Annotated in this window: 19 protein-coding genes; all 19 read left to right on the forward strand. The window is 47.1% G+C overall.

What is annotated here, in order from left to right; genetic code table 11:
* Window positions 1–12 precede the first annotated feature (12 nt).
* Genes gltA through A9236_RS04215 form a run of 19 tightly spaced genes read left to right on the forward strand, consistent with a single transcriptional unit; the run spans window position 13 to window position 18,393 of the window.
* Window positions 13–1,326 (forward strand): citrate synthase, encoded by a 1,314-nt coding sequence (gene gltA / locus A9236_RS04125; RefSeq protein ID WP_071465568.1) that lies wholly within the window; start codon window positions 13–15, stop codon window positions 1,324–1,326.
* Between the two features lie 17 nt (window positions 1,327–1,343).
* On the forward strand, window positions 1,344–2,753 hold the full coding sequence (gene leuC / locus A9236_RS04130; RefSeq protein ID WP_071465569.1) for a 3-isopropylmalate dehydratase large subunit: 1,410 nt from the start codon (window positions 1,344–1,346) through the stop codon (window positions 2,751–2,753).
* Window positions 2,754–2,764: 11 nt separating this feature from the next.
* On the forward strand, window positions 2,765–2,974 hold the full coding sequence (locus tag A9236_RS04135; protein WP_071465570.1) for a hypothetical protein: 210 nt from the start codon (window positions 2,765–2,767) through the stop codon (window positions 2,972–2,974).
* 17 nt (window positions 2,975–2,991) lie between these two features.
* Entirely contained in the window at window positions 2,992–3,639 is a 648-nt protein-coding gene (gene leuD, locus A9236_RS04140; RefSeq protein WP_071465571.1) for a 3-isopropylmalate dehydratase small subunit, read from the forward strand.
* 22 nt (window positions 3,640–3,661) lie between these two features.
* Window positions 3,662–4,732: a 3-isopropylmalate dehydrogenase gene (gene leuB / locus A9236_RS04145; RefSeq protein ID WP_071465572.1), complete on the forward strand. Its 1,071-nt coding sequence runs from the start codon at window positions 3,662–3,664 to the stop codon at window positions 4,730–4,732.
* A 50-nt stretch (window positions 4,733–4,782) separates the two neighbouring features.
* Window positions 4,783–5,940: an aspartate-semialdehyde dehydrogenase gene (gene asd, locus A9236_RS04150; protein ID WP_071465573.1), complete on the forward strand. Its 1,158-nt coding sequence runs from the start codon at window positions 4,783–4,785 to the stop codon at window positions 5,938–5,940.
* Window positions 5,941–5,949: 9 nt separating this feature from the next.
* Complete coding sequence (locus A9236_RS04155; protein WP_071465574.1) at window positions 5,950–7,356, forward strand: FimV/HubP family polar landmark protein; 1,407 nt, start codon at window positions 5,950–5,952, stop codon at window positions 7,354–7,356.
* A 9-nt stretch (window positions 7,357–7,365) separates the two neighbouring features.
* Window positions 7,366–8,193 carry a tRNA pseudouridine(38-40) synthase TruA gene (gene truA / locus A9236_RS04160; RefSeq protein WP_071465575.1) on the forward strand — a complete coding sequence of 276 codons (828 nt, stop codon included), beginning with the start codon at window positions 7,366–7,368 and terminating at the stop codon, window positions 8,191–8,193.
* 17 nt (window positions 8,194–8,210) lie between these two features.
* Window positions 8,211–8,885 carry a phosphoribosylanthranilate isomerase gene (locus A9236_RS04165; protein WP_071465576.1) on the forward strand — a complete coding sequence of 225 codons (675 nt, stop codon included), beginning with the start codon at window positions 8,211–8,213 and terminating at the stop codon, window positions 8,883–8,885.
* A gap of 33 nt (window positions 8,886–8,918) precedes the next feature.
* Window positions 8,919–10,112, forward strand: a complete 1,194-nt coding sequence (gene trpB / locus A9236_RS04170) for a tryptophan synthase subunit beta (RefSeq protein ID WP_071465577.1) — start codon at window positions 8,919–8,921, stop codon at window positions 10,110–10,112.
* An 8-nt stretch (window positions 10,113–10,120) separates the two neighbouring features.
* A complete protein-coding gene (gene trpA / locus A9236_RS04175; RefSeq protein ID WP_071465578.1) occupies window positions 10,121–10,918 on the forward strand; it encodes a tryptophan synthase subunit alpha in 798 nt (265 codons plus the stop codon).
* A gap of 5 nt (window positions 10,919–10,923) precedes the next feature.
* Window positions 10,924–11,811 (forward strand): acetyl-CoA carboxylase, carboxyltransferase subunit beta, encoded by an 888-nt coding sequence (gene accD / locus A9236_RS04180; RefSeq protein ID WP_071465579.1) that lies wholly within the window; start codon window positions 10,924–10,926, stop codon window positions 11,809–11,811.
* 4 nt (window positions 11,812–11,815) lie between these two features.
* Window positions 11,816–13,141 carry a bifunctional tetrahydrofolate synthase/dihydrofolate synthase gene (gene folC, locus A9236_RS04185; RefSeq protein ID WP_201721717.1) on the forward strand — a complete coding sequence of 442 codons (1,326 nt, stop codon included), beginning with the start codon at window positions 11,816–11,818 and terminating at the stop codon, window positions 13,139–13,141.
* A gap of 3 nt (window positions 13,142–13,144) precedes the next feature.
* Complete coding sequence (locus A9236_RS04190; protein ID WP_071465580.1) at window positions 13,145–13,975, forward strand: SPOR domain-containing protein; 831 nt, start codon at window positions 13,145–13,147, stop codon at window positions 13,973–13,975.
* Window positions 13,975–14,541: a CvpA family protein gene (locus A9236_RS04195; protein WP_071465581.1), complete on the forward strand. Its 567-nt coding sequence runs from the start codon at window positions 13,975–13,977 to the stop codon at window positions 14,539–14,541. Before A9236_RS04190 ends, A9236_RS04195 begins: the two co-directional genes overlap by 1 nt.
* Window positions 14,542–14,545: 4 nt before the next feature.
* Window positions 14,546–16,084: an amidophosphoribosyltransferase gene (gene purF / locus A9236_RS04200; protein WP_071465582.1), complete on the forward strand. Its 1,539-nt coding sequence runs from the start codon at window positions 14,546–14,548 to the stop codon at window positions 16,082–16,084.
* Between the two features lie 60 nt (window positions 16,085–16,144).
* Window positions 16,145–17,353, forward strand: a complete 1,209-nt coding sequence (locus tag A9236_RS04205) for an O-succinylhomoserine sulfhydrylase (protein WP_071465583.1) — start codon at window positions 16,145–16,147, stop codon at window positions 17,351–17,353.
* A gap of 22 nt (window positions 17,354–17,375) precedes the next feature.
* Entirely contained in the window at window positions 17,376–17,999 is a 624-nt protein-coding gene (locus tag A9236_RS04210; RefSeq protein WP_071465584.1) for a bifunctional 2-polyprenyl-6-hydroxyphenol methylase/3-demethylubiquinol 3-O-methyltransferase UbiG, read from the forward strand.
* A gap of 46 nt (window positions 18,000–18,045) precedes the next feature.
* The gene (locus tag A9236_RS04215; protein WP_143070579.1) at window positions 18,046–18,393 is read left to right on the forward strand and encodes a hypothetical protein; all 348 of its coding nucleotides are present in this window, start codon (window positions 18,046–18,048) and stop codon (window positions 18,391–18,393) included.
* Window positions 18,394–18,451 lie beyond the last annotated feature (58 nt).

The raw sequence follows: 18,451 nt of genomic DNA on the forward strand, positions 1-18,451 counted from the left end.
TAAGGATTAGAAATGATTGAATCGGACATCAAGGCAAAACTTTCGTTTTCGGATGGAACACCAGATATTGATCTGCCAATTTATAAAGGGACAGTTGGTCCTGATGTAATCGATATTCGTAAGCTCTACGGTCAGACAGGCAAGTTCACCTACGACTCCGGCTTTCTTTCTACTGCCTCATGTAATAGCAAAATTACTTACATCGACGGCGATAAGGGTGAGTTGCTCTATCGCGGCTACCCAATCGAAGATTTGGCTGCTAACTGTGACTTCTTGGAAGTTTGTTATCTGCTGATCAACGGTGAGCTGCCAAACGCGACTCAGAAAAAAGAATTTGATGAGATGGTTATCCATCACACCATGGTTCATGAGCAAATGCAATTTTTCCTGCGCGGCTTCCGCCGTGACGCGCATCCGATGTCCGTGTTAACGGGTCTAGTTGGCGCAATGGCTGCGTTCTACCATGATGAAATTGATTACAGCGATCCTAAGGCACGTGAAGTAGCGCAGATTCGTTTGATCGCGAAGATGCCAACCTTGGTTGCCATGGCTTACAAGTACTCAGTAGGACAACCATTTATCTACCCAGATAATTCTTTGTCTTATACCGCGAACTTTATGCGCATGATGTTTGCTACTCCATGTGAAGAGTACAAAGTCAATCCAGTATTGGTTCGTGCTTTAGATCGCATCTTTATTTTGCATGCAGATCATGAGCAAAATGCTTCTACCTCTACTGTGCGTTTATGTGGCTCGTCAGGTACCAATCCATTTGCTGCTATCTCTGCTGGTATTGCTTGTCTCTGGGGCCCAGCGCATGGTGGTGCAAACGAAGCTTGCTTACAGATGTTGAATGAGATTCAGGCTAATGGCGGCGTAGATAAGATTCATGAATTCATTGCTCAAGTAAAAGATAAGAACTCTAGCGTTCGCTTGATGGGCTTTGGTCACCGCGTTTACAAAAACTTTGACCCACGCGCCAAGCTGATGCGTGAGACTTGCTATGAAGTATTGAATGAACTCGGTTTGCAAGATGACCCGCTGTTCAAGTTAGCAATGACACTTGAAAAGATTGCCTTGGAAGACGAGTACTTTGTTAGCCGTAAGCTTTATCCAAACGTAGACTTCTACTCAGGTATCGTGCAACGTGCATTGGGTATCCCAACCGAAATGTTCACTTGTATTTTTGCTTTGGCAAGAACAGTAGGCTGGATTGCTCAGTGGGAAGAAATGATTACTGATCCAGAGTACAAGATTGGTCGTCCACGTCAGTTATATGTTGGCGAGACTTCACGCAAGGTTCCTAACATCACCGTTCGTAAATAAAGGCTTTAAGATCACTCATGTCTCGTACGCTTTATGACAAATTGTGGGATGACCACGTTGTTTACTCCGAAGAGGATGGCACAGCCACAATCTATATTGACCGTCAGTTGTTGCATGAGGTAACCAGCCCTCAAGCATTTGAAGGTTTGAATTTGGCTGGCCGCCCAGTTTGGCGTATCTCTGCCAACTTGGCGGTATCTGACCATAACGTCCCTACAACGGATCGCTCTGAAGGTATTGCTGATCCTATCTCCAAGTTGCAAGTAGATACCTTGGATCAAAATTGCGACGCCTTTGGTATTACGCAATACAAAATGAACGATACCCGTCAAGGGATCGTTCATGTCATAGGCCCAGAGCAGGGCGCAACTCTTCCTGGTATGACCGTGGTTTGTGGAGACTCTCACACCAGCACCCATGGTGCATTTGGTGCCTTGGCATTTGGTATTGGTACCTCTGAGGTTGAGCACGTATTAGCAACGCAAACTTTGCTCATGAAAAAGAGCAAGAACATGTTGGTTCGGGTAGATGGTCGTTTGCAACCAGGTTCTACAGCAAAAGATATTGTCTTGGCTGTGATCGGTAAGATTGGTACGGCGGGCGGTACTGGCTATACCATTGAGTTCGCTGGTGAGGCCATTCGGAATCTCACCATGGAAGGCCGCATGACCCTGTGCAATATGGCAATTGAAGCGGGTGCTCGTGCAGGATTGGTTGCTGTAGATGAAACTACTATTGAGTACATCCAAGGTCGTCCATATGCACCTAAGGGCTCAGCACTATTGCAGGCTTTGCAGTATTGGAGAACATTGCATTCTGATGCAGATGCCAAATTTGATGCTGTCGTGGAATTGCGTGCAGAAGAAATCGCACCTCAAGTGACTTGGGGTACTTCACCAGAGATGGTGCTCTCGATCAGTGATCGTGTACCTGATCCAGAAAAAGAGCGTGATCCTAATAAACGTTCAGCAATGGAGCGGGCTCTGGAATATATGAACCTCACTCCGAATACCCCGCTTAGCAGCATCTCGGTAGACAAAGTATTTATTGGTTCCTGCACTAATAGCCGGATTGAAGATATTCGCGCTGCAGCGAAAGTGGTAGATCGCATTGGTAAAAGGGTTGCAGCTAATGTCAAGTTGGCATTAGTGGTTCCTGGTTCTGGTTTAGTTAAAGCCCAAGCAGAGCGAGAAGGTCTAGATCGCATCTTTAAGGCCGCAGGCTTTGAATGGCGTGAGCCAGGTTGCTCAATGTGTCTGGCAATGAATGCTGATCGTTTGGAGCCAGGCGAGCGTTGCGCTTCAACTTCTAATCGTAACTTTGAAGGTCGCCAAGGTAATGGTGGTCGCACGCACTTAGTAAGTCCAGCGATGGCTGCTGCCGCTGCGATTGAAGGCCACTTTGTTGACGTTCGTAAGATTTCTTAAAGGTAAGCAAGATGAAATTTTCTTCAGTATCTTTAATTGCAAAATTAACTATTGTTGGTGTTGCAGGTTTGATGATTGCTGCTTGCAGTAGCACTATGGAAGGCATGGGTAAAGACTTGCAGACCATGGGTAACGCAATGGGTGGATCGGGAGCGAACTCTACTCAGCAGAATCAATCTCAAACTAAGGGTAAAGACGTTGTTGTTACTCCTGTGAAATAAAAATAGAGTTCAGAATCATGGAAAAATTTACGGTATACAAAGGTTTGGTTGCTCCGCTTAATCGCGAGAACGTGGATACCGACGCCATCATCCCTAAGCAATTTTTGAAGTCGATCAAGAAAACAGGGTTTGGTCAAAACCTGTTTGATGAGTGGCGCTACTTAGACCACGGCGAGCCTGGTCAAGATTGCAGTACTCGACCTATTAACCCGGACTTTGTACTCAATCAGCCTCGCTATAAAGGCGCAGGCATTCTCTTAGCCCGCAAGAATTTTGGCTGTGGTAGTTCACGTGAGCATGCTCCTTGGGCCTTAGATCAGTTCGGCTTTAGAGCGGTGATTGCCCCTAGTTTTGCCGATATTTTCTATAACAACTGTTTCAAAAACGGTGTTTTACCGATCGTTTTGACAGAATTGCAGGTAGATCACCTTTTTAACGAAACCATGGCATTTAGTGGGTATCAGTTGACGGTTGATCTAGATGCACAACAAGTCATTACCCCTGAAGGCACTGCTTATAGCTTCGATGTAGCCCCATTTAGGAAGTATTGCCTCCTGAATGGCTTGGACGATATTGGCTTAACTCTGCGCCATGCAGATAAAATTAAGGCTTATGAAGCCGAGCGCATTCTCAAAATGCCTTGGCTTACGACACAATTGCCGTAATTAGTTGATTTAAGGGCCTTTCATGAAAATTGCAGTTCTCCCGGGCGATGGAATCGGCCCGGAAATCGTTGCTCAAGCCGTTCGCGTACTTCAGGCCTTGGGCCCAAAGTTTGATTTAGAGGAAGCCCCGGTGGGCGGTGCCGCATACGATGTAGCTGGTCATCCATTGCCGCCAGCAACTTTGGAGTTGGCTAAAAAGGCCGATGCTATTTTGTTTGGTGCAGTAGGTGATTGGAAATATGACACGCTTGCTCGTGAACTACGACCAGAACAAGCTATCTTAGGTTTGCGTAAACACTTAGAGCTGTTTGCAAACTTCCGTCCAGCAATTTGCTATCCAGAGCTCACTGCAGCTTCAAGCTTAAAGCCTGAAATTATTGGCGGCTTAGATATTTTGATCGTACGTGAACTGAACGGAGATATTTACTTTGGTCAGCCACGTGGAATTCGTAGATCCGAGTTACCGCTATTCAAAGGTGCACGAGAAGGCTTTGACACAATGCACTACAGCGAGCCGGAAGTAGAACGCATTGCTCATGTTGCGTTTGAAGCGGCACGTAAGCGTGGCAAAAAAGTATGTAGCGTTGATAAAGCTAACGTATTAGAGACTTCTCAGTTATGGCGTGAAGTGATGATTCGCGTGTCTAAAGACTATCCAGATGTGGAGTTATCCCATATGTATGTGGATAACGCTGCGATGCAATTGGTGAAGGCACCTAAGGCTTTTGACGTCGTTGTTACTGGCAACCTCTTTGGTGATATTTTGTCCGACGAAGCAGCAATGCTTACAGGCTCGATTGGCATGTTACCTTCAGCCTCATTGGATAAGAACAATAAAGGCTTGTATGAGCCAAGTCATGGTTCAGCACCAGACATCGCTGGTAAAGGGATTGCGAACCCTTTGGCTACTATCTTATCGGCGGCAATGATGCTACGTTATTCCTTGGGAATGCCTTCAGAGGCTGATCGTATTGAAAAGGCCGTGCAAAAAGTATTGACACAAGGCTTGCGTACGGCTGACATTTATACCGAAGGAACGAAAAAGGTCACTACGTTACAAATGGGTGATGCGGTAGTGGCAGCCCTTGCGTAAAAAATTTATAGAAATATTACATAGTTCAAAATTTACTAGATAGTTAAATCATGGCAAATACAAACACACCATTGGTAGGCTTAGTCGGTTGGCGCGGCATGGTTGGTAGCGTGCTCATGGAGCGCATGCTTGCTGAAAAGGATTTCGATTTAATCGAGCCTGTATTTTTTAGTACCAGCCAAGCAGGTGGTGAAGTGCCTTTGCTCAATGGTCAGAAAGTAAGCAAGAGCGAAAGCAGCTTACAGGACGCGAATGACATCAAAGCATTGTCCCGTTGCGACATTATTCTGACTTGCCAAGGTGGCGACTACACCAATGACATCTTCCCTAAGTTGCGCGCAGCTGGTTGGAATGGTCACTGGATTGATGCTGCAAGCGCCTTACGCATGAAAGAGGACGCCGTATTAATTCTGGACCCTGTGAACCGTCCGGTAATTGATAAAGCCTTGGCTGCTGGTGGCAAGAACTGGATCGGCAGTAACTGCACTGTCAGCTTGATGATGATTGCGATGGGCGGCCTGGTAAAGGCCGACATGGTTGAGTGGATTAGTGCCATGACTTATCAGGCAGCATCTGGTGCTGGCGCACAGAATATGCGTGAGTTGCTCCTGCAAATGGGCGCTTTGCGTGACAGCGTAGCCACTGAATTGGCAGATCCTTCCTCATGGATTTTGGATATCGATCGTAAAGTGACTGAAACATTGCGCTCGCCTGATTTCCCGAAAAAGAATTTCCGTAACACTCCGTTGGCCGGTAGTTTGATTCCATGGATTGACGTACCGGTTGAGAATGGTCAAACGAAAGAAGAGTGGAAGGGTGGTGCTGAGTTCAATAAGATCTTGGGTCGCCCGGCATTCCGAACGCCTGGCAGTATTCCAGTAGATGGATTGTGCGTGCGCGTTGGTGCGATGCGCTGCCATTCACAAGGCCTGACCGTGAAGCTTAAGAAGGATATTCCCCTTAAGGAAATCGAAGCGATCTTGGCAAACGACAACCAGTGGGTCAAAGTAGTTCCCAATGATCGCGAAACAACTGAGCGTGACTTATCACCTGCAGCGGTGAGTGGAACTTTGACGGTGCCTATTGGTCGCCTACATAAATTAGCAATGGGCCCTGAGTACCTTGGCGCATTTACGGTTGGCGATCAGTTGCTGTGGGGTGCTGCTGAGCCACTTCGTCGTATGCTTCGCATCTTGCTCGAAAACTAAATCACTTTGATGTCACGTACAGCTCAATTTAGCTTCTGCAAAGCACTTTGCTTTATCTGGCTTAGTTGGGCTTGCTCAGCATGGGCGGTATCTTTGGGCTCACCTCAGCTGCAGTCGCGCCCTGGCGAGCCCCTGCGCGTAGAAATTCCGATCCGCATTGCGGCAGATGAGCAGATTGCACTAGAGTCGCTCAAAGTTTCTTTACCAAATAAGTCTTCTTATGAACGCCTTGGAGTTTCGCAAAAGATTCTAGATCTCAATCCGCAGGCGATGGTCTATCGCAATCGTACTGAGCAATTGATGATCCTGGTAGAGACTGTGAACGCAGTGCCGCTAAGCGATGATCCTTTTTTGGATGTGCTAGTAAATCTAAATTGGTCTAGTGGCAGTATTACCAAAACCTTTACCTTATTGATTGGCGATGCTCAGAAGGTGGTGGTCAAACCTGGGCAGACTTTATCTGAGATTGCGGCGCTCATGACTCCTCAGTTAGAGGGAGCAACACTCGATCAAACCATCATGGCGCTATACAGGGCGAATCCTGATGCCTTTGCTAGTGGCAGCATTAACCGTTTAGCTGCTGGCGCAGAATTGAATAAACCTAGTCAAGCGCTGTTGCGTTCGATTAGCCCAGTGGAGGCCAATCAGTTTGTTGCTGAAGCAAATGAACAATGGCGCTCTGAACAGGGTGGAAAAGCTGACAAAGGTCAAAGTGCTAATCCCTCTAAATCTGGCGCTTCTCCAGCTACCGAGTCGAGTGCAAAGGATCGTCTCAAGATTGGCTCTAGCGCAGATGGCAATGAGCAAGAACGCCGCTATACCGAAAACTTAGTAGCTCAAGAAAAAGAATTAGAGCAAGCTAAAGCGCGGGTTGCTGAGCTTGAAAAAAATATTGCTGACTTACAAAGCCTCTTAAATAAAACCAAAGAGACAAAAGCAGTTGATAACAATTTTGGCTTGGGTGGATTTGGACCGGCCATATTGGCTATTGGGCTGATTACTTTAACTGGTTTGTTGCTATGGGCATTAGCCCGCAATGCGCGTCGCTCAGAAGCTTCTGTGTTTGAGGGGTCGGCGCCAGCAGCGGCTAAAGCTACGACTTCATCATCAGCCAGTGCATTTGAAATCCCAGAGCGCACTAAAGCACTTTTTGCCGGCATCGATTTGGATCTTTCAAAACCCGCCAAAGAAGTTCCTGCAGCAGTTGCTCAATTGATTCGCGCTACCGAGAGCAACCCGTTGGCTGACACCCTGCGTGTAAAACTAAACTTGGCACGTGCTTACATTACGATTGAAGACTTCTCAGCAGCTAAAAAATCCTTGGAAGAAGTCATTCGCGTTAGTCACTCAGTAGATCCGACAATTACAGTTGAAGCACAAGCCTTATTGTCCGAGCTCTCCCATCGACAGGCTTAAGGTTAAGCGATGCGTATAGCGCTCGGCCTTCAATACGACGGTAGTCCCTATGCTGGTTGGCAGGTTCAGCATAATCACAATACCGTTCAAGCAGAGCTGGAAAAAGCCATCACTGCATTTATTGGAGAAGAAGCTAAAAGCTCTCCAGTACACACTATCACTGCTGGTAGGACGGATACTGGTGTTCATGCCTTAGGCCAAGTAGTTCATTTCGATACCAATGTTGAACGTGAAGATTTTTCTTGGGTGAGGGGAGTGAACTCTTTTTTGCCAGATTCAATCGTGGTGAATTGGGCTAAACCAGTTTCTGATGAATTTAGCGCTCGCTTTTCTGCATTTGAACGAACCTATATTTATGCATTGCATGCAGGTCCATGCCGTTCACCAATGGCCAGTACCCGCGCAGGTTATGTCATGCTGCCACCGGATCAATGGTTTGATATTGACGCAATGAAACAAGCTGCCCAACATCTAATTGGGGAGCACGACTTCTCTGCCTTTAGATCCTCAGAGTGCCAAAGTAAGACGCCAGTCAAAACCATGTATGGTATTGACATCATCTCTGCTGAGCCTTGGTTATATTTTCGGTTTCGGGGCAATGCATTCTTGCATCACATGGTGCGCAATCTCGTAGGCTGCTTTTTGCAGATCGGCCGGGAAAAACAAAAGCCAGAGTGGATGGCGGAACTATTGGCTGCTAAAGATCGCAAACTTGCTGCGCCTACTTTCATGCCGGATGGCTTATATTTGGCCAAAATCGATTATCCCGAGGAGTTTGCTATCCCTGATCCATGGCTAGAGAACTCTTGGCTTCCTGCCAAGATCATGAATCCCTAAAGCTTTATCATTCATTTATGGGCTTACTGACACACTCTAAAGGGCGAACCCGAGTCAAAATCTGCGGTTTAAAGACCTCGGCAGACGTAGATGCAGCCGTTTTGGCTGGGGTCGATGCTGTTGGGTTTGTCTTTTATCCTCCCAGCGTTCGGGCTGTAACCCCCAATATCGCTGCCCAGCTTATTTCTAGGCTACCAGCAGGGGTGGATGCCGTTGGACTGGTTGTTAATCCAACAGATGAGGAGTTTGCTGCCATCCGTAGGGCCGCTTCGATTACCTTGTGGCAGTTTCATGGGGATGAGACCCCTGAAAGATGCGCTCAATTAGCCCAAGGCGAGCCTTGGATGAAGGCTGCACGCGTTGGTTCGGACTTCGCTTTTGATGAATTTTCCCTACAATATAGGGATGCAAACGCTTTTCTGCTGGATGCCCTCGTTGAGGGATACGGTGGCGGAGGCGTTCCTTTTGATTGGCAAGGAATTCCGCAGACATGGGTAAGCGAAAACGCGCCTCGGGTCGTTTTGAGTGGTGGATTGAACGCGCACAACGTGGGCGAGGCTATTGCTCGTCTGTATCCTTGCGCGGTTGACGTCTCTAGTGGCGTCGAAAGCAGCAGGGGTGTTAAAGATCCTGCGCTTATGGCTGACTTTGTAAAAGCAGTGCGCGCGGCAGATGCCAAAGCATCATCCTAATAATTTGCTGTAAATAAATCAAAAGAGGTAGCTATGTACGACAAGCCAGATGCACGAGGACACTTCGGTCCTTACGGCGGCGTGTTTGTTTCTGAGACACTAATGTATGCATTAGATGAGCTCAAAGAAGCCTATGCAAAATATCAGCATGATCCAGAGTTTATTGAAGAGTTTCATTACGAGCTCAAGCACTTCGTTGGACGTCCATCACCGGTGTATCACGCTAAGCGTTGGAGTGAAATGCTCGGCGGTGCGCAGATCTATCTCAAGCGCGAAGATTTAAACCATACGGGTGCACATAAGATTAATAACGTGATCGGCCAGGCGATGCTGGCTAAGCGGATGGGTAAGCCACGCATTATTGCGGAGACGGGGGCGGGGCAGCATGGCGTTGCCACAGCAACCATTTGCGCTCGTTTCGGTTTAGATTGCACGGTCTATCAAGGCTCTGTGGATGTGGCCCGTCAGGCGCAAAACGTATTTCGTATGAAATTGCTGGGCGCTAAAGTGGTTCCCGTCGAGTCTGGCACTAAGACATTAAAAGATGCCTTGAATGAAGCGATGCGCGATTGGGTAACCAACGTGGATAACACTTTTTACATTATTGGTACTGTCGCAGGACCACATCCTTATCCGATGATGGTGAGAGATTTTCAAAGCGTGATTGGTGAAGAGTGCAAAGTGCAAATGCCAGAGATGACAGGTCGTCAACCTGACTTTGTGTTGGCTTGCGTTGGTGGTGGCTCAAACGCGATGGGTATCTTCTATCCATACATTGATTTCCCAGAAGTGAAATTGGTCGGTGTTGAAGCTGCCGGACATGGTCTTGGTAGCGGTTTACATTCTGCGGCACTGTGCGTTGGTAAGCCAGGCGTACTGCATGGCAATCGCACCTACTTATTGCAAGATGAGAATGGTCAGATCTCAGAAACCCATTCTGTTTCTGCTGGTATGGACTACCCCGGTGTTGGCCCTGAGCATGCCTGGTTAAAAGATTCTGGCCGGGCTGACTATGTCGCCATTACTGACGAAGAGGCTCTTAAGGCATTCCATGACTGCTGCCAGATTGAAGGCATCATTCCTGCATTGGAGTCTTCGCATGCCATCGCTTATGCCTGCAAGCTTGCTAAGACCTTACCCAAAGACAAGACCATCTTGGTTAACCTCTCGGGCCGTGGAGATAAAGACATGCATACCGTTGCGCAAGCAACAGGATCAGAAGGTTAAGAAATCGTATGTCAAAAATTACTGCACTCTTTAAAGAGTTAAAAGCTACAGGTAAAAAAGGATTGATTCCTTTTATTACTGCGGGTGACCCTGATCCAAAGCAGACTGTTGAATTGATGCACGCTTTAGTTCGTGGTGGATCAAGTGTGATTGAGTTGGGTGTGCCATTCTCTGATCCGATGGCTGATGGTCCTGTTATTCAGAGATCATCCGAGCGTGCATTGACCCATGGCGTCACATTGCACTCTTGTTTGGAGATGGTTAAAGAGTTTCGCAAACAAGATACAAGCACTCCTGTAGTACTCATGGGTTATGCAAATCCAGTTGAACAAATGGGAGCAGAGCGCTTTGCAACAGAAGCTAGGGCAGCAGGTGTAGACGGAGTTTTAATCGTAGATTACCCCCCAGAGGAGTGCGTTGATTTTGCTGCACATATGCGGGTTGCCGGAATTGATCCTATTTTCTTATTGGCCCCAACTTCATCAAATGAGCGCATTAAAGAGGCTGCCAAAATTGCTTCTGGTTATATCTATTACGTCTCCATGCGAGGTGTCACTGGAGCATCCCATCTCAATACGCAGGATGTGGCAAGCATCATTCCTAAAATTCGCGAGGAGACCGATATTCCGATTGCTGTAGGCTTCGGTATTAGCGATGCTGCCAGTGCCAAGGCGGTATCTTCCAGTGCTGATGCAGTAGTGATTGGCAGTCGAATCATTCGTCTTTTGGAGGATGCACCCCCAGGGCAGGCAGTACAATCATTGGAAACCTTCATTCGTGAGATTCGCGACGCATTGGATAGTTAAAACTAATGAGCTGGATAGATAAATTACTCCCACCCCAAATTCAACATACTGATCCTGCCAATCGCAAATCAGTGCCGGAGGGTTTGTGGGTTAAATGCCCAAGTTGTGAAACTGTTCTCTACAGCACTGACATCGAAGCTAATTTATCAGTTTGTCCAAAATGCAGTCATCACATGCGTATCGGTGCGCGTCAACGTTTGGATAGTTTGTTGGATCCAAAAGGTCGCTATGAAATCGGTGCGGATATTTATCCAACCGATCCACTGAAATTTAAAGACTCCAAGAAATATCCAGATCGCATTAAAGAAGCAAATGATGCTTCTGGTGAATCAGAAGCCTTGATTGTGATGGGTGGAAAAATTGAAACCATTCCCGTAGTTGCTGCCTGCTTTGAATTTCAGTACATGGGCGGCTCAATGGGTTCAGTGGTAGGCGAGCGTTTTGCTCGGGGAGTTCAAGAGGCCATTAACAAGAAATGCGCGTTTATCTGCGTCACTGCTACTGGTGGCGCACGCATGCAAGAGAGCTTACTGTCTTTATTCCAGATGGCTAAGACCAATTCTATGTTGACCTTGCTATCTAAAAAAGGCTTGCCTTACATCAGCGTTCTAACCGACCCCACCATGGGCGGTATTTCTGCCAGCTTTGCTTTTATGGGTGACGTCGTGATGGCAGAGCCAAAAGCCTTGATCGGTTTTGCTGGTCCTCGCGTGATCGAACAAACTGTGCGTGAAAAATTGCCAGAAGGTTTCCAGCGCTCAGAATTCTTGATGCAAAAGGGTGGTATCGACATGATTGTGGATCGTCGCCAAATGCGTGCTGAAATTGCGCGTTTACTTGCATTGCTGCAAAAACTTCCTGAACCTGCAATTGCGGGTAGCTCAGCCGTTTAAGCGCTTGAGCACTGCACACCAAGCCCCAATTCTGTTTACTAGCCTCGAGGCCTGGCTTAGTCACCTCGAAACAGCCCACCCTGTGGGCATCGATATGGGGCTTGAGCGTATCAATCGTGTCAAAGCAGCGCTAGATCTTCACTTCGACTGTCCTGTTATCACCGTTGCCGGAACTAATGGCAAAGGCTCAACCTGTGCCTTCTTAGAAAGCATCTTGCTTTCGTCTGGCTATCGCGTAGGTTGTCATACATCGCCGCACTTACTGAGCTTTAATGAGCGCGCTCGTGTGAATGGTGAAGAGGTGAAAGACGCTATTTTGCTAGAGCACTTTGCTGCAGTAGAAAAAGCCCGTGTGAGTCTGGTTGATGCCCCCACGTTAACGTATTTTGAGTTCACTACTTTAGCAATCATGCATTTGTTTGCAACTTCGAATTTAGATGCAGTAGTGCTTGAGGTTGGAATGGGCGGGCGATTAGACGCCGTCAATATCGTCGATGCAGACTGCGCGATTGTGACCAGTATTGATATTGATCATGCCGACTTTCTAGGTGGTACGCGTGAAGCAATTGGCTTAGAAAAAGCTGGCATCTTCCGCCCTGGCCATATCGCTGTTTGTGGTGATCCCATGCCGCCGCAATCCCTTATCGACTATGCTGAAAAGCTCGGATGTGATCTCTGGTTGCAAGGGCGGGACTATAACTTCCAGGGTGATAAGCAACAATGGGGTTGGGCAGGGCGAAAAAAACGCTTTAGCGGACTCGGCTACCCCGCATTGCGTGGCGCCAATCAGATTCTGAATGCATCGGCAGTTATTGCTGCCCTAATGGCTTTACACCAGCGCCTCCCAGTAAGTGCGCAAGATATTCGTAATGGCTTTGCCCTGGTGGAATTGCCGGGGCGCTTTCAGGTACTTCCGGGCCAGCCTACAGTGGTGTTGGATGTTGCCCATAATCCCCACGCAGCAGCTACCCTTGGCCAAGGTCTAGACAAAATGGGTTACCACCCCTACACGTATGCCATTTTTGGGGCTATGGCCGATAAGGATATTGAGGGGGTGATTAAGCCCCTCATCAATATCGTGGATTTCTGGTTTTGCACCGATTTACCAACCCCAAGAGCTGCCTCAGGAAAGGCTTTGGCTGATAAGCTTGAAGCCTTGGGGGTTAAGCCCCAGAATGGCGCTGACGGTGGTATCGAAATCTTTGAAAATCCTGCCTCAGCGTATCAAAAAGCGCTATCTGTGGCTGGTGAGGGTGATAGAATTGTCATCTTCGGATCCTTCTATACCGTTGCCGGCGTAATGGCTTATCGAAACAACCAGGCGCATTGATCCATGATTCGTTTACCGAGCTTTTTTAAGCGAAAAACACAGACTGATGACCTTGAATTAGGTTCAGTAGGGCGTCGCGCAAGCAAACGTCCAGCCCCTCGCAGTTTCCAACGCGCAGTCGAGGCTGAAGAGCTCGCTCTCACAGAAGATCCAGAACAACAAAGAGCACGCCATCGTTTAATTGGCGCTGCTGTATTAGTGCTCATTGCAGTGGTGGGATTGCCCCGTATTTTGGATAGCAAGCCAAAGCCAGCGCCTAACGATATTGCTGTCAATATCGTAACGAGCCTACCAATGCCGGGAGCCGAAACAAAACCAGAAGCAAAGGCGGAAGAAAAGCCTAAAGCGGATGTTCCAGCTGAGGCTCCTAAGGTAGTTGCACCTGCCCCAGAGATTAAAACAGAAACTAAGACTGAACCAAAGCCTGAGTCCAAGCCAGACTCAAAAGTAGAAGCTAAGTCTGCACCTGCAGTCAGCAAACCGCCTGCTTTGGGATTAGCTGCTGGCGAGGAAGTAGTGGCTGCTTCTGCTGCAAAACCCAAAGTAGATGATGTGAGCAAACCAAGTGCGCCTAGTACTAGCTCAAATGGTTCCGGTAAATACGTAGTTCAGATTGGTGCATTCGCATCAGAAGATAACGTAAAAGCATTGGTAGCAAAGCTTAAAAGCCAAAAGATTCCAAGTTACGTTTTAAATAAAACACGTCCCGATGGAACTAAGCTTTTTCTCCTCCGTGCTGGCCCATTCACCGACAAGGAAGCGGGTGAAGCGGCACAAAAGAAAATCAAAGCAATGGGCTTGACCCCAAATCTTGTCGAGACTGGTAAGCAGTAATGGAATACTTATCCACCTTAAAGTTAACATCGGTGGATTACTTCACCCTAGTCGTACTCTTGGTATCTGCATTGGTGGGTATCTCGCGTGGCCTGTTTAAAGAAGTTCTCGCACTAGCATCATGGTTTGTTGCCGCTTGGGTTGCATATCACTACAGCAACTATCTCTCAACTGAGTGGCTCTCAACTTTCCATCTCGATGAGTTATTAAGTCTTGGTTTAAGTTGGTTGATTCTATTTGTATTAACGCTAGTCATCTGTGGATTGTTCGGTGGAGTGGTGCAAAAGATCATACTGTCAGCGGGTTTGAGCTTGACCGATCGGTTTTTAGGTTTGGTATTTGGATTGTTGCGCGGTGGTTTGATTGTGGTGGTGCTTGCTACTCTTGCTGCCTTAACACCTATCCCGCAAAGCATGGCGTGGAAAAATGCCATCACCAGACCAGCCATTGATGTGGCTACTGGATTAATTAAAGGCTGGTTACCAGCTGATTGGGCAAAGCAATTGAGTGATGCAGTGCCCAAAGTTACCCCTACCATTACTCCTAAATTAACAATAGGAATCTAGAGATATGTGCGGCGTCGTCGGAACTGTTTCCCACTCCCCAGTAAATCAACTTCTCTACGATGCTTTGTTGCTCTTGCAACATCGCGGTCAAGATGCGGCTGGTATCGCCACCATGAATGGTAATTCGTTCACGATGCATAAAGCGAATGGCTTGGTACGAGATGTTTTTAGAACTCGTAATATGCGCAGCTTGGTAGGTAATGCTGGCATCGGTCAAGTGCGCTACCCAACTGCTGGTTCCGCTAGTAGCGAAGAAGAGGCGCAGCCGTTTTACGTTAGCGCTCCTTACGGAATTATCTTGGCACACAACGGTAATCTCACGAATGCGCCAAGTCTGCGCGTAGAGATGGCTTACCGTGACCGTCGCCATATTAATACCAGCTCGGATACTGAGGTACTGTTAAACGTATTGGCTGATGAACTCCAAAAAGAGACCAACAGCGCCGCTTTAGATGAAGCTGCTATGTTTAATGCAGTTACTGGTGTAGCTAGTCGTGTTAAGGGCTCCTATGCAGTGGTTTCTTTGATTGCGGGTTACGGCTTATTAGCCTTCCGCGATCCGTTTGGTATTCGTCCTCTGTGTATTGGTCGTATTGATACACCACAAGGTCCGGAGTGGATGGTGGCATCTGAGTCCGTGGCCCTAGAGGGTCTTGGCTTTACCTTTGTTCGTGACGTGAATCCTGGCGAAGCGATCTACATTGATTTAGATGGCAACTTCTACACCCGTCAGTGCGTAGCGAATGCAGTCCTGACGCCTTGCATCTTTGAATACGTCTACATGGCTAGACCAGACTCCACTATTGATGGTGTTACCGTTTACAACGTACGCATGCGGATGGGTGATTACTTAGCTGAAAAGATTCGCAAAGAGACTGACGTTTCTGAGATTGATGTAGTCATGCCAATTCCGGATTCGAGCCGTCCTGCTGCGATGCAGGTAGCCAAGAACTTAGGCGTAGATTATCGCGAAGGCTTTTTTAAGAACCGTTATATCGGTCGCACCTTTATCATGCCTGGTCAAGCGATGCGTAAGAAGTCTGTTCGTCAGAAACTTAATGCTATGCATGTTGAATTTAAAGACAAAACAGTTTTGATCATTGACGACTCAATTGTGCGCGGTACAACCTCATTTGAGATCGTACAAATGGCACGCGAGTCTGGTGCTAAGAGGGTGATCTTTGCATCTGCCGCGCCACCAGTTCGCTTCCCGAATGTATATGGCATCGATATGCCAACGCGTAGTGAGTTGGTCGCTTATGGCCGTACCGATGAAGAGATTAATAAGATGATTGGTGCAGATCAGCTAATCTATCAAAGTGTTGAAGATATGAAGCAGGCAGTGAGGGATATCAATCCTAATATTCAGAACTTTGAAGCTTCTTGTTTTGATGGCCATTACATCACTGGCGATATTAATGAATCTTATTTGGATGCCTTAGAGGCGCAGCGCAATTCTTCTGCGGCTAAGGCTGACCGTCAGCGTGATTCCAGTGATTTCGCCCGTTCCCAGCTCCATCTGCATTTGGCTACTGAAGACTAAAAAGCGACAGGAAATTGCCTCACTCGAGGCAATTCCACAATTCGGTGTCAAAATAGCAGTATGAAGAGTAAAACCACACGTAAAAAGCCTGATTTTTCTAAACTAGCGCTTGAGACCTTAGCGGTTCGCGCTGGTACTCGTCGTACCGCTGAATATCAAGAACATTCAGAGGCAATGTTTCTCACGTCTAGCTTTTGCTTTGATAGTGCTGAATTGGCTGCCGATGGCTTTGCCCATGCAGATCAAGGTTTCATCTATTCACGCTTTACCAATCCAACGGTCAGCATGTTTCAAGATCGCTTGGCTGCCCTTGAGGGTGGCGAAGCTTGTATTGCTACTGCCTCTGGAATGTCAGCCATTCTGACAATGGCGATGGCCCATTTACAAGCGGGCGATCATGTCGTTTGCTCGCGCTCGGTATTTGGTGCAACAATTCAATTGTTTACTAATATCTTGGGTCGGTTTGGAATAACTACAACCTATGTGGATTTGGCTGATACTAAGTCATGGCAGGCCGCTGTCCAGCCGAACACTAAACTCTTTTATTTGGAAACGCCATCCAACCCCTTGACCGAGATTGCAGATATCAAAGCAATTTCGAAGATTGCCAAAAAAGCAGGCGCATTATTTGCTGTGGATAACTGCTTCTGCACCCCAGCCTTACAAAAGCCATTAGCACTGGGTGCTGATGTAGTCATTCATTCGGCAACGAAGTATTTAGATGGTCAGGGCAGAGTAGTTGGTGGTGCAATTGTGGGCAGCAATGATTTTGTCATGGGTAAAGTGTTCCCGTACGTGCGCACTGCAGGACCAACACTCTCAGCATTTAATGCTTGGGTATTTCTAAAAGGCCTGGAGACTTTAGAGCTGCGCATGAAGCAGCAGAGTGCTAATGCGCTTGCCTTGGCACAATGGCTTGAGAAGCAGTCGGGCGTGGAGCGTGTGTATCATCCTGGCCTCAAATCACACCCACAACACGCTTTGGCAATGCGCCAGCAAAAGGCGGGTGGTGCCATCCTGTCTTTCACCCTAAAGGGTGGGAAGAGAGCTGCATTCAAACTCATCAATCAAACCAAGCTTTGTTCTATTACCGCAAACTTGGGTGATACGCGCACAACGATTACCCATCCCGCAACCACAACGCATTGTCGTGTAACACCGGAAGCTCGCCAAGCCGCCGGAATCACTGACGGCCTAGTGCGTATTGCAGTTGGTCTTGAAAATATCATCGATTTGAAGAGCGACCTCGTTGGCGGACTCAAAAAATAATCAAGTCCACCAGGATAGGCCCATGGGTTTCTCGGACGCTACTCAATTCTGGAATGAACGCTTCGATAAAGAAGAGTTCATCTTTGGAAAAGAGCCCAATGAATATTTGGTTGAGAAAGCCCATCAATATCTCAAGCCAAACAATAAAGTTCTTTGTATCGCCGACGGCGAAGGGCGTAATGGTGTTTGGTTAGCGAAGCAGGGAATGCAAGTTATTGGTTTTGATGCGTCTGATATTGCCTTATCCAAGGCAAATCAGTTTGCCAGAGAGAATCAGGTCAAAGTTGAGTATTCATTCTCAGATACAGACAGCTTTGCTTGGCATCCCAATGCTTATGATGCAGTTGTAGCTATCTTTATCCAGTTTGCTGATGCACCAATGCGTGAACGCATTTTTCAAAAAGTTTACGAGACGCTTAAACCCGGTGGGATCTTTATTCTGCAGGGATACACACCTAAGCAACTCGAATACAAGACAGGTGGTCCATCTCTTATTGAGCACCTCTATACAGAAGAGCTCATATCTGATCTGGCGAAAGACTTGCAGATCCTAGAACTTTGCTCTTATGAGAAAGAATTGTCCGAAGGTCCAAGACATACTGGAATGTCTGCTTTATTGGGCTTGGTGGCTCAAAAGCAGCCTTAAAGCATACCCAGCATTTAGCCTAATATTTGGGTATAAAATGTTATTTATGCAATCTCGCAAAAGATCTCTCACGATTCTTATTTGCCTCTTCTTGATATCTTTTAAGGTAGCGGCTAGCAGCATCTTTATTGATACTGCTATTGAGCGCATCCAAATGCATCACACTTCATTTGCTAGTCATGTCTCCGATCAAGGTCGTCATAGTAATGGGCCTGCAGATGGGGAGCAGCAGTCTCACACTCTATTTTTAATGAGCCATGTCACTGCGTATATCAGCGATATTGGTATTACTGTTTATTTACCATTGATATCCGAGTTTAAATTCCTAGTAACAAGTCAAGTTTTGTTTACTCAAAACTTCCCGGATTCAGCATTTAAACCTCCCAAAGCTTAAGCCTAATTTTATTAGGTAGGAGGCGTCTTAATAGCGTCCTCTTTTTTGCTTATTGGCT

It is taken from the genome of Polynucleobacter sp. QLW-P1DATA-2, assembly GCF_001870365.1.
In the GTDB taxonomy this organism is placed as follows: domain Bacteria; phylum Pseudomonadota; class Gammaproteobacteria; order Burkholderiales; family Burkholderiaceae; genus Polynucleobacter.

What these genes read in the sequence shown, in the direction of transcription:
- A9236_RS04215 (WP_143070579.1), top strand. Translation starts at nt 18,046, where the DNA reads ATGCAATCTCGCAAAAGATCTCTCACGATTCTTATTTGCCTCTTCTTG.
- asd (WP_071465573.1), top strand. Translation starts at nt 4,783, where the DNA reads ATGGCAAATACAAACACACCATTGGTAGGCTTAGTCGGTTGGCGCGGC.
- gltA (WP_071465568.1), top strand. Translation starts at nt 13, where the DNA reads ATGATTGAATCGGACATCAAGGCAAAACTTTCGTTTTCGGATGGAACA.
- purF (WP_071465582.1), top strand. Translation starts at nt 14,546, where the DNA reads ATGTGCGGCGTCGTCGGAACTGTTTCCCACTCCCCAGTAAATCAACTT.
- leuB (WP_071465572.1), top strand. Translation starts at nt 3,662, where the DNA reads ATGAAAATTGCAGTTCTCCCGGGCGATGGAATCGGCCCGGAAATCGTT.
- trpB (WP_071465577.1), top strand. Translation starts at nt 8,919, where the DNA reads ATGTACGACAAGCCAGATGCACGAGGACACTTCGGTCCTTACGGCGGC.
- A9236_RS04195 (WP_071465581.1), top strand. Translation starts at nt 13,975, where the DNA reads ATGGAATACTTATCCACCTTAAAGTTAACATCGGTGGATTACTTCACC.
- trpA (WP_071465578.1), top strand. Translation starts at nt 10,121, where the DNA reads ATGTCAAAAATTACTGCACTCTTTAAAGAGTTAAAAGCTACAGGTAAA.
- A9236_RS04210 (WP_071465584.1), top strand. Translation starts at nt 17,376, where the DNA reads ATGGGTTTCTCGGACGCTACTCAATTCTGGAATGAACGCTTCGATAAA.
- A9236_RS04205 (WP_071465583.1), top strand. Translation starts at nt 16,145, where the DNA reads ATGAAGAGTAAAACCACACGTAAAAAGCCTGATTTTTCTAAACTAGCG.
- A9236_RS04190 (WP_071465580.1), top strand. Translation starts at nt 13,145, where the DNA reads ATGATTCGTTTACCGAGCTTTTTTAAGCGAAAAACACAGACTGATGAC.
- leuD (WP_071465571.1), top strand. Translation starts at nt 2,992, where the DNA reads ATGGAAAAATTTACGGTATACAAAGGTTTGGTTGCTCCGCTTAATCGC.
- A9236_RS04155 (WP_071465574.1), top strand. Translation starts at nt 5,950, where the DNA reads ATGTCACGTACAGCTCAATTTAGCTTCTGCAAAGCACTTTGCTTTATC.
- accD (WP_071465579.1), top strand. Translation starts at nt 10,924, where the DNA reads ATGAGCTGGATAGATAAATTACTCCCACCCCAAATTCAACATACTGAT.
- A9236_RS04165 (WP_071465576.1), top strand. Translation starts at nt 8,211, where the DNA reads ATGGGCTTACTGACACACTCTAAAGGGCGAACCCGAGTCAAAATCTGC.
- A9236_RS04135 (WP_071465570.1), top strand. Translation starts at nt 2,765, where the DNA reads ATGAAATTTTCTTCAGTATCTTTAATTGCAAAATTAACTATTGTTGGT.
- truA (WP_071465575.1), top strand. Translation starts at nt 7,366, where the DNA reads ATGCGTATAGCGCTCGGCCTTCAATACGACGGTAGTCCCTATGCTGGT.
- leuC (WP_071465569.1), top strand. Translation starts at nt 1,344, where the DNA reads ATGTCTCGTACGCTTTATGACAAATTGTGGGATGACCACGTTGTTTAC.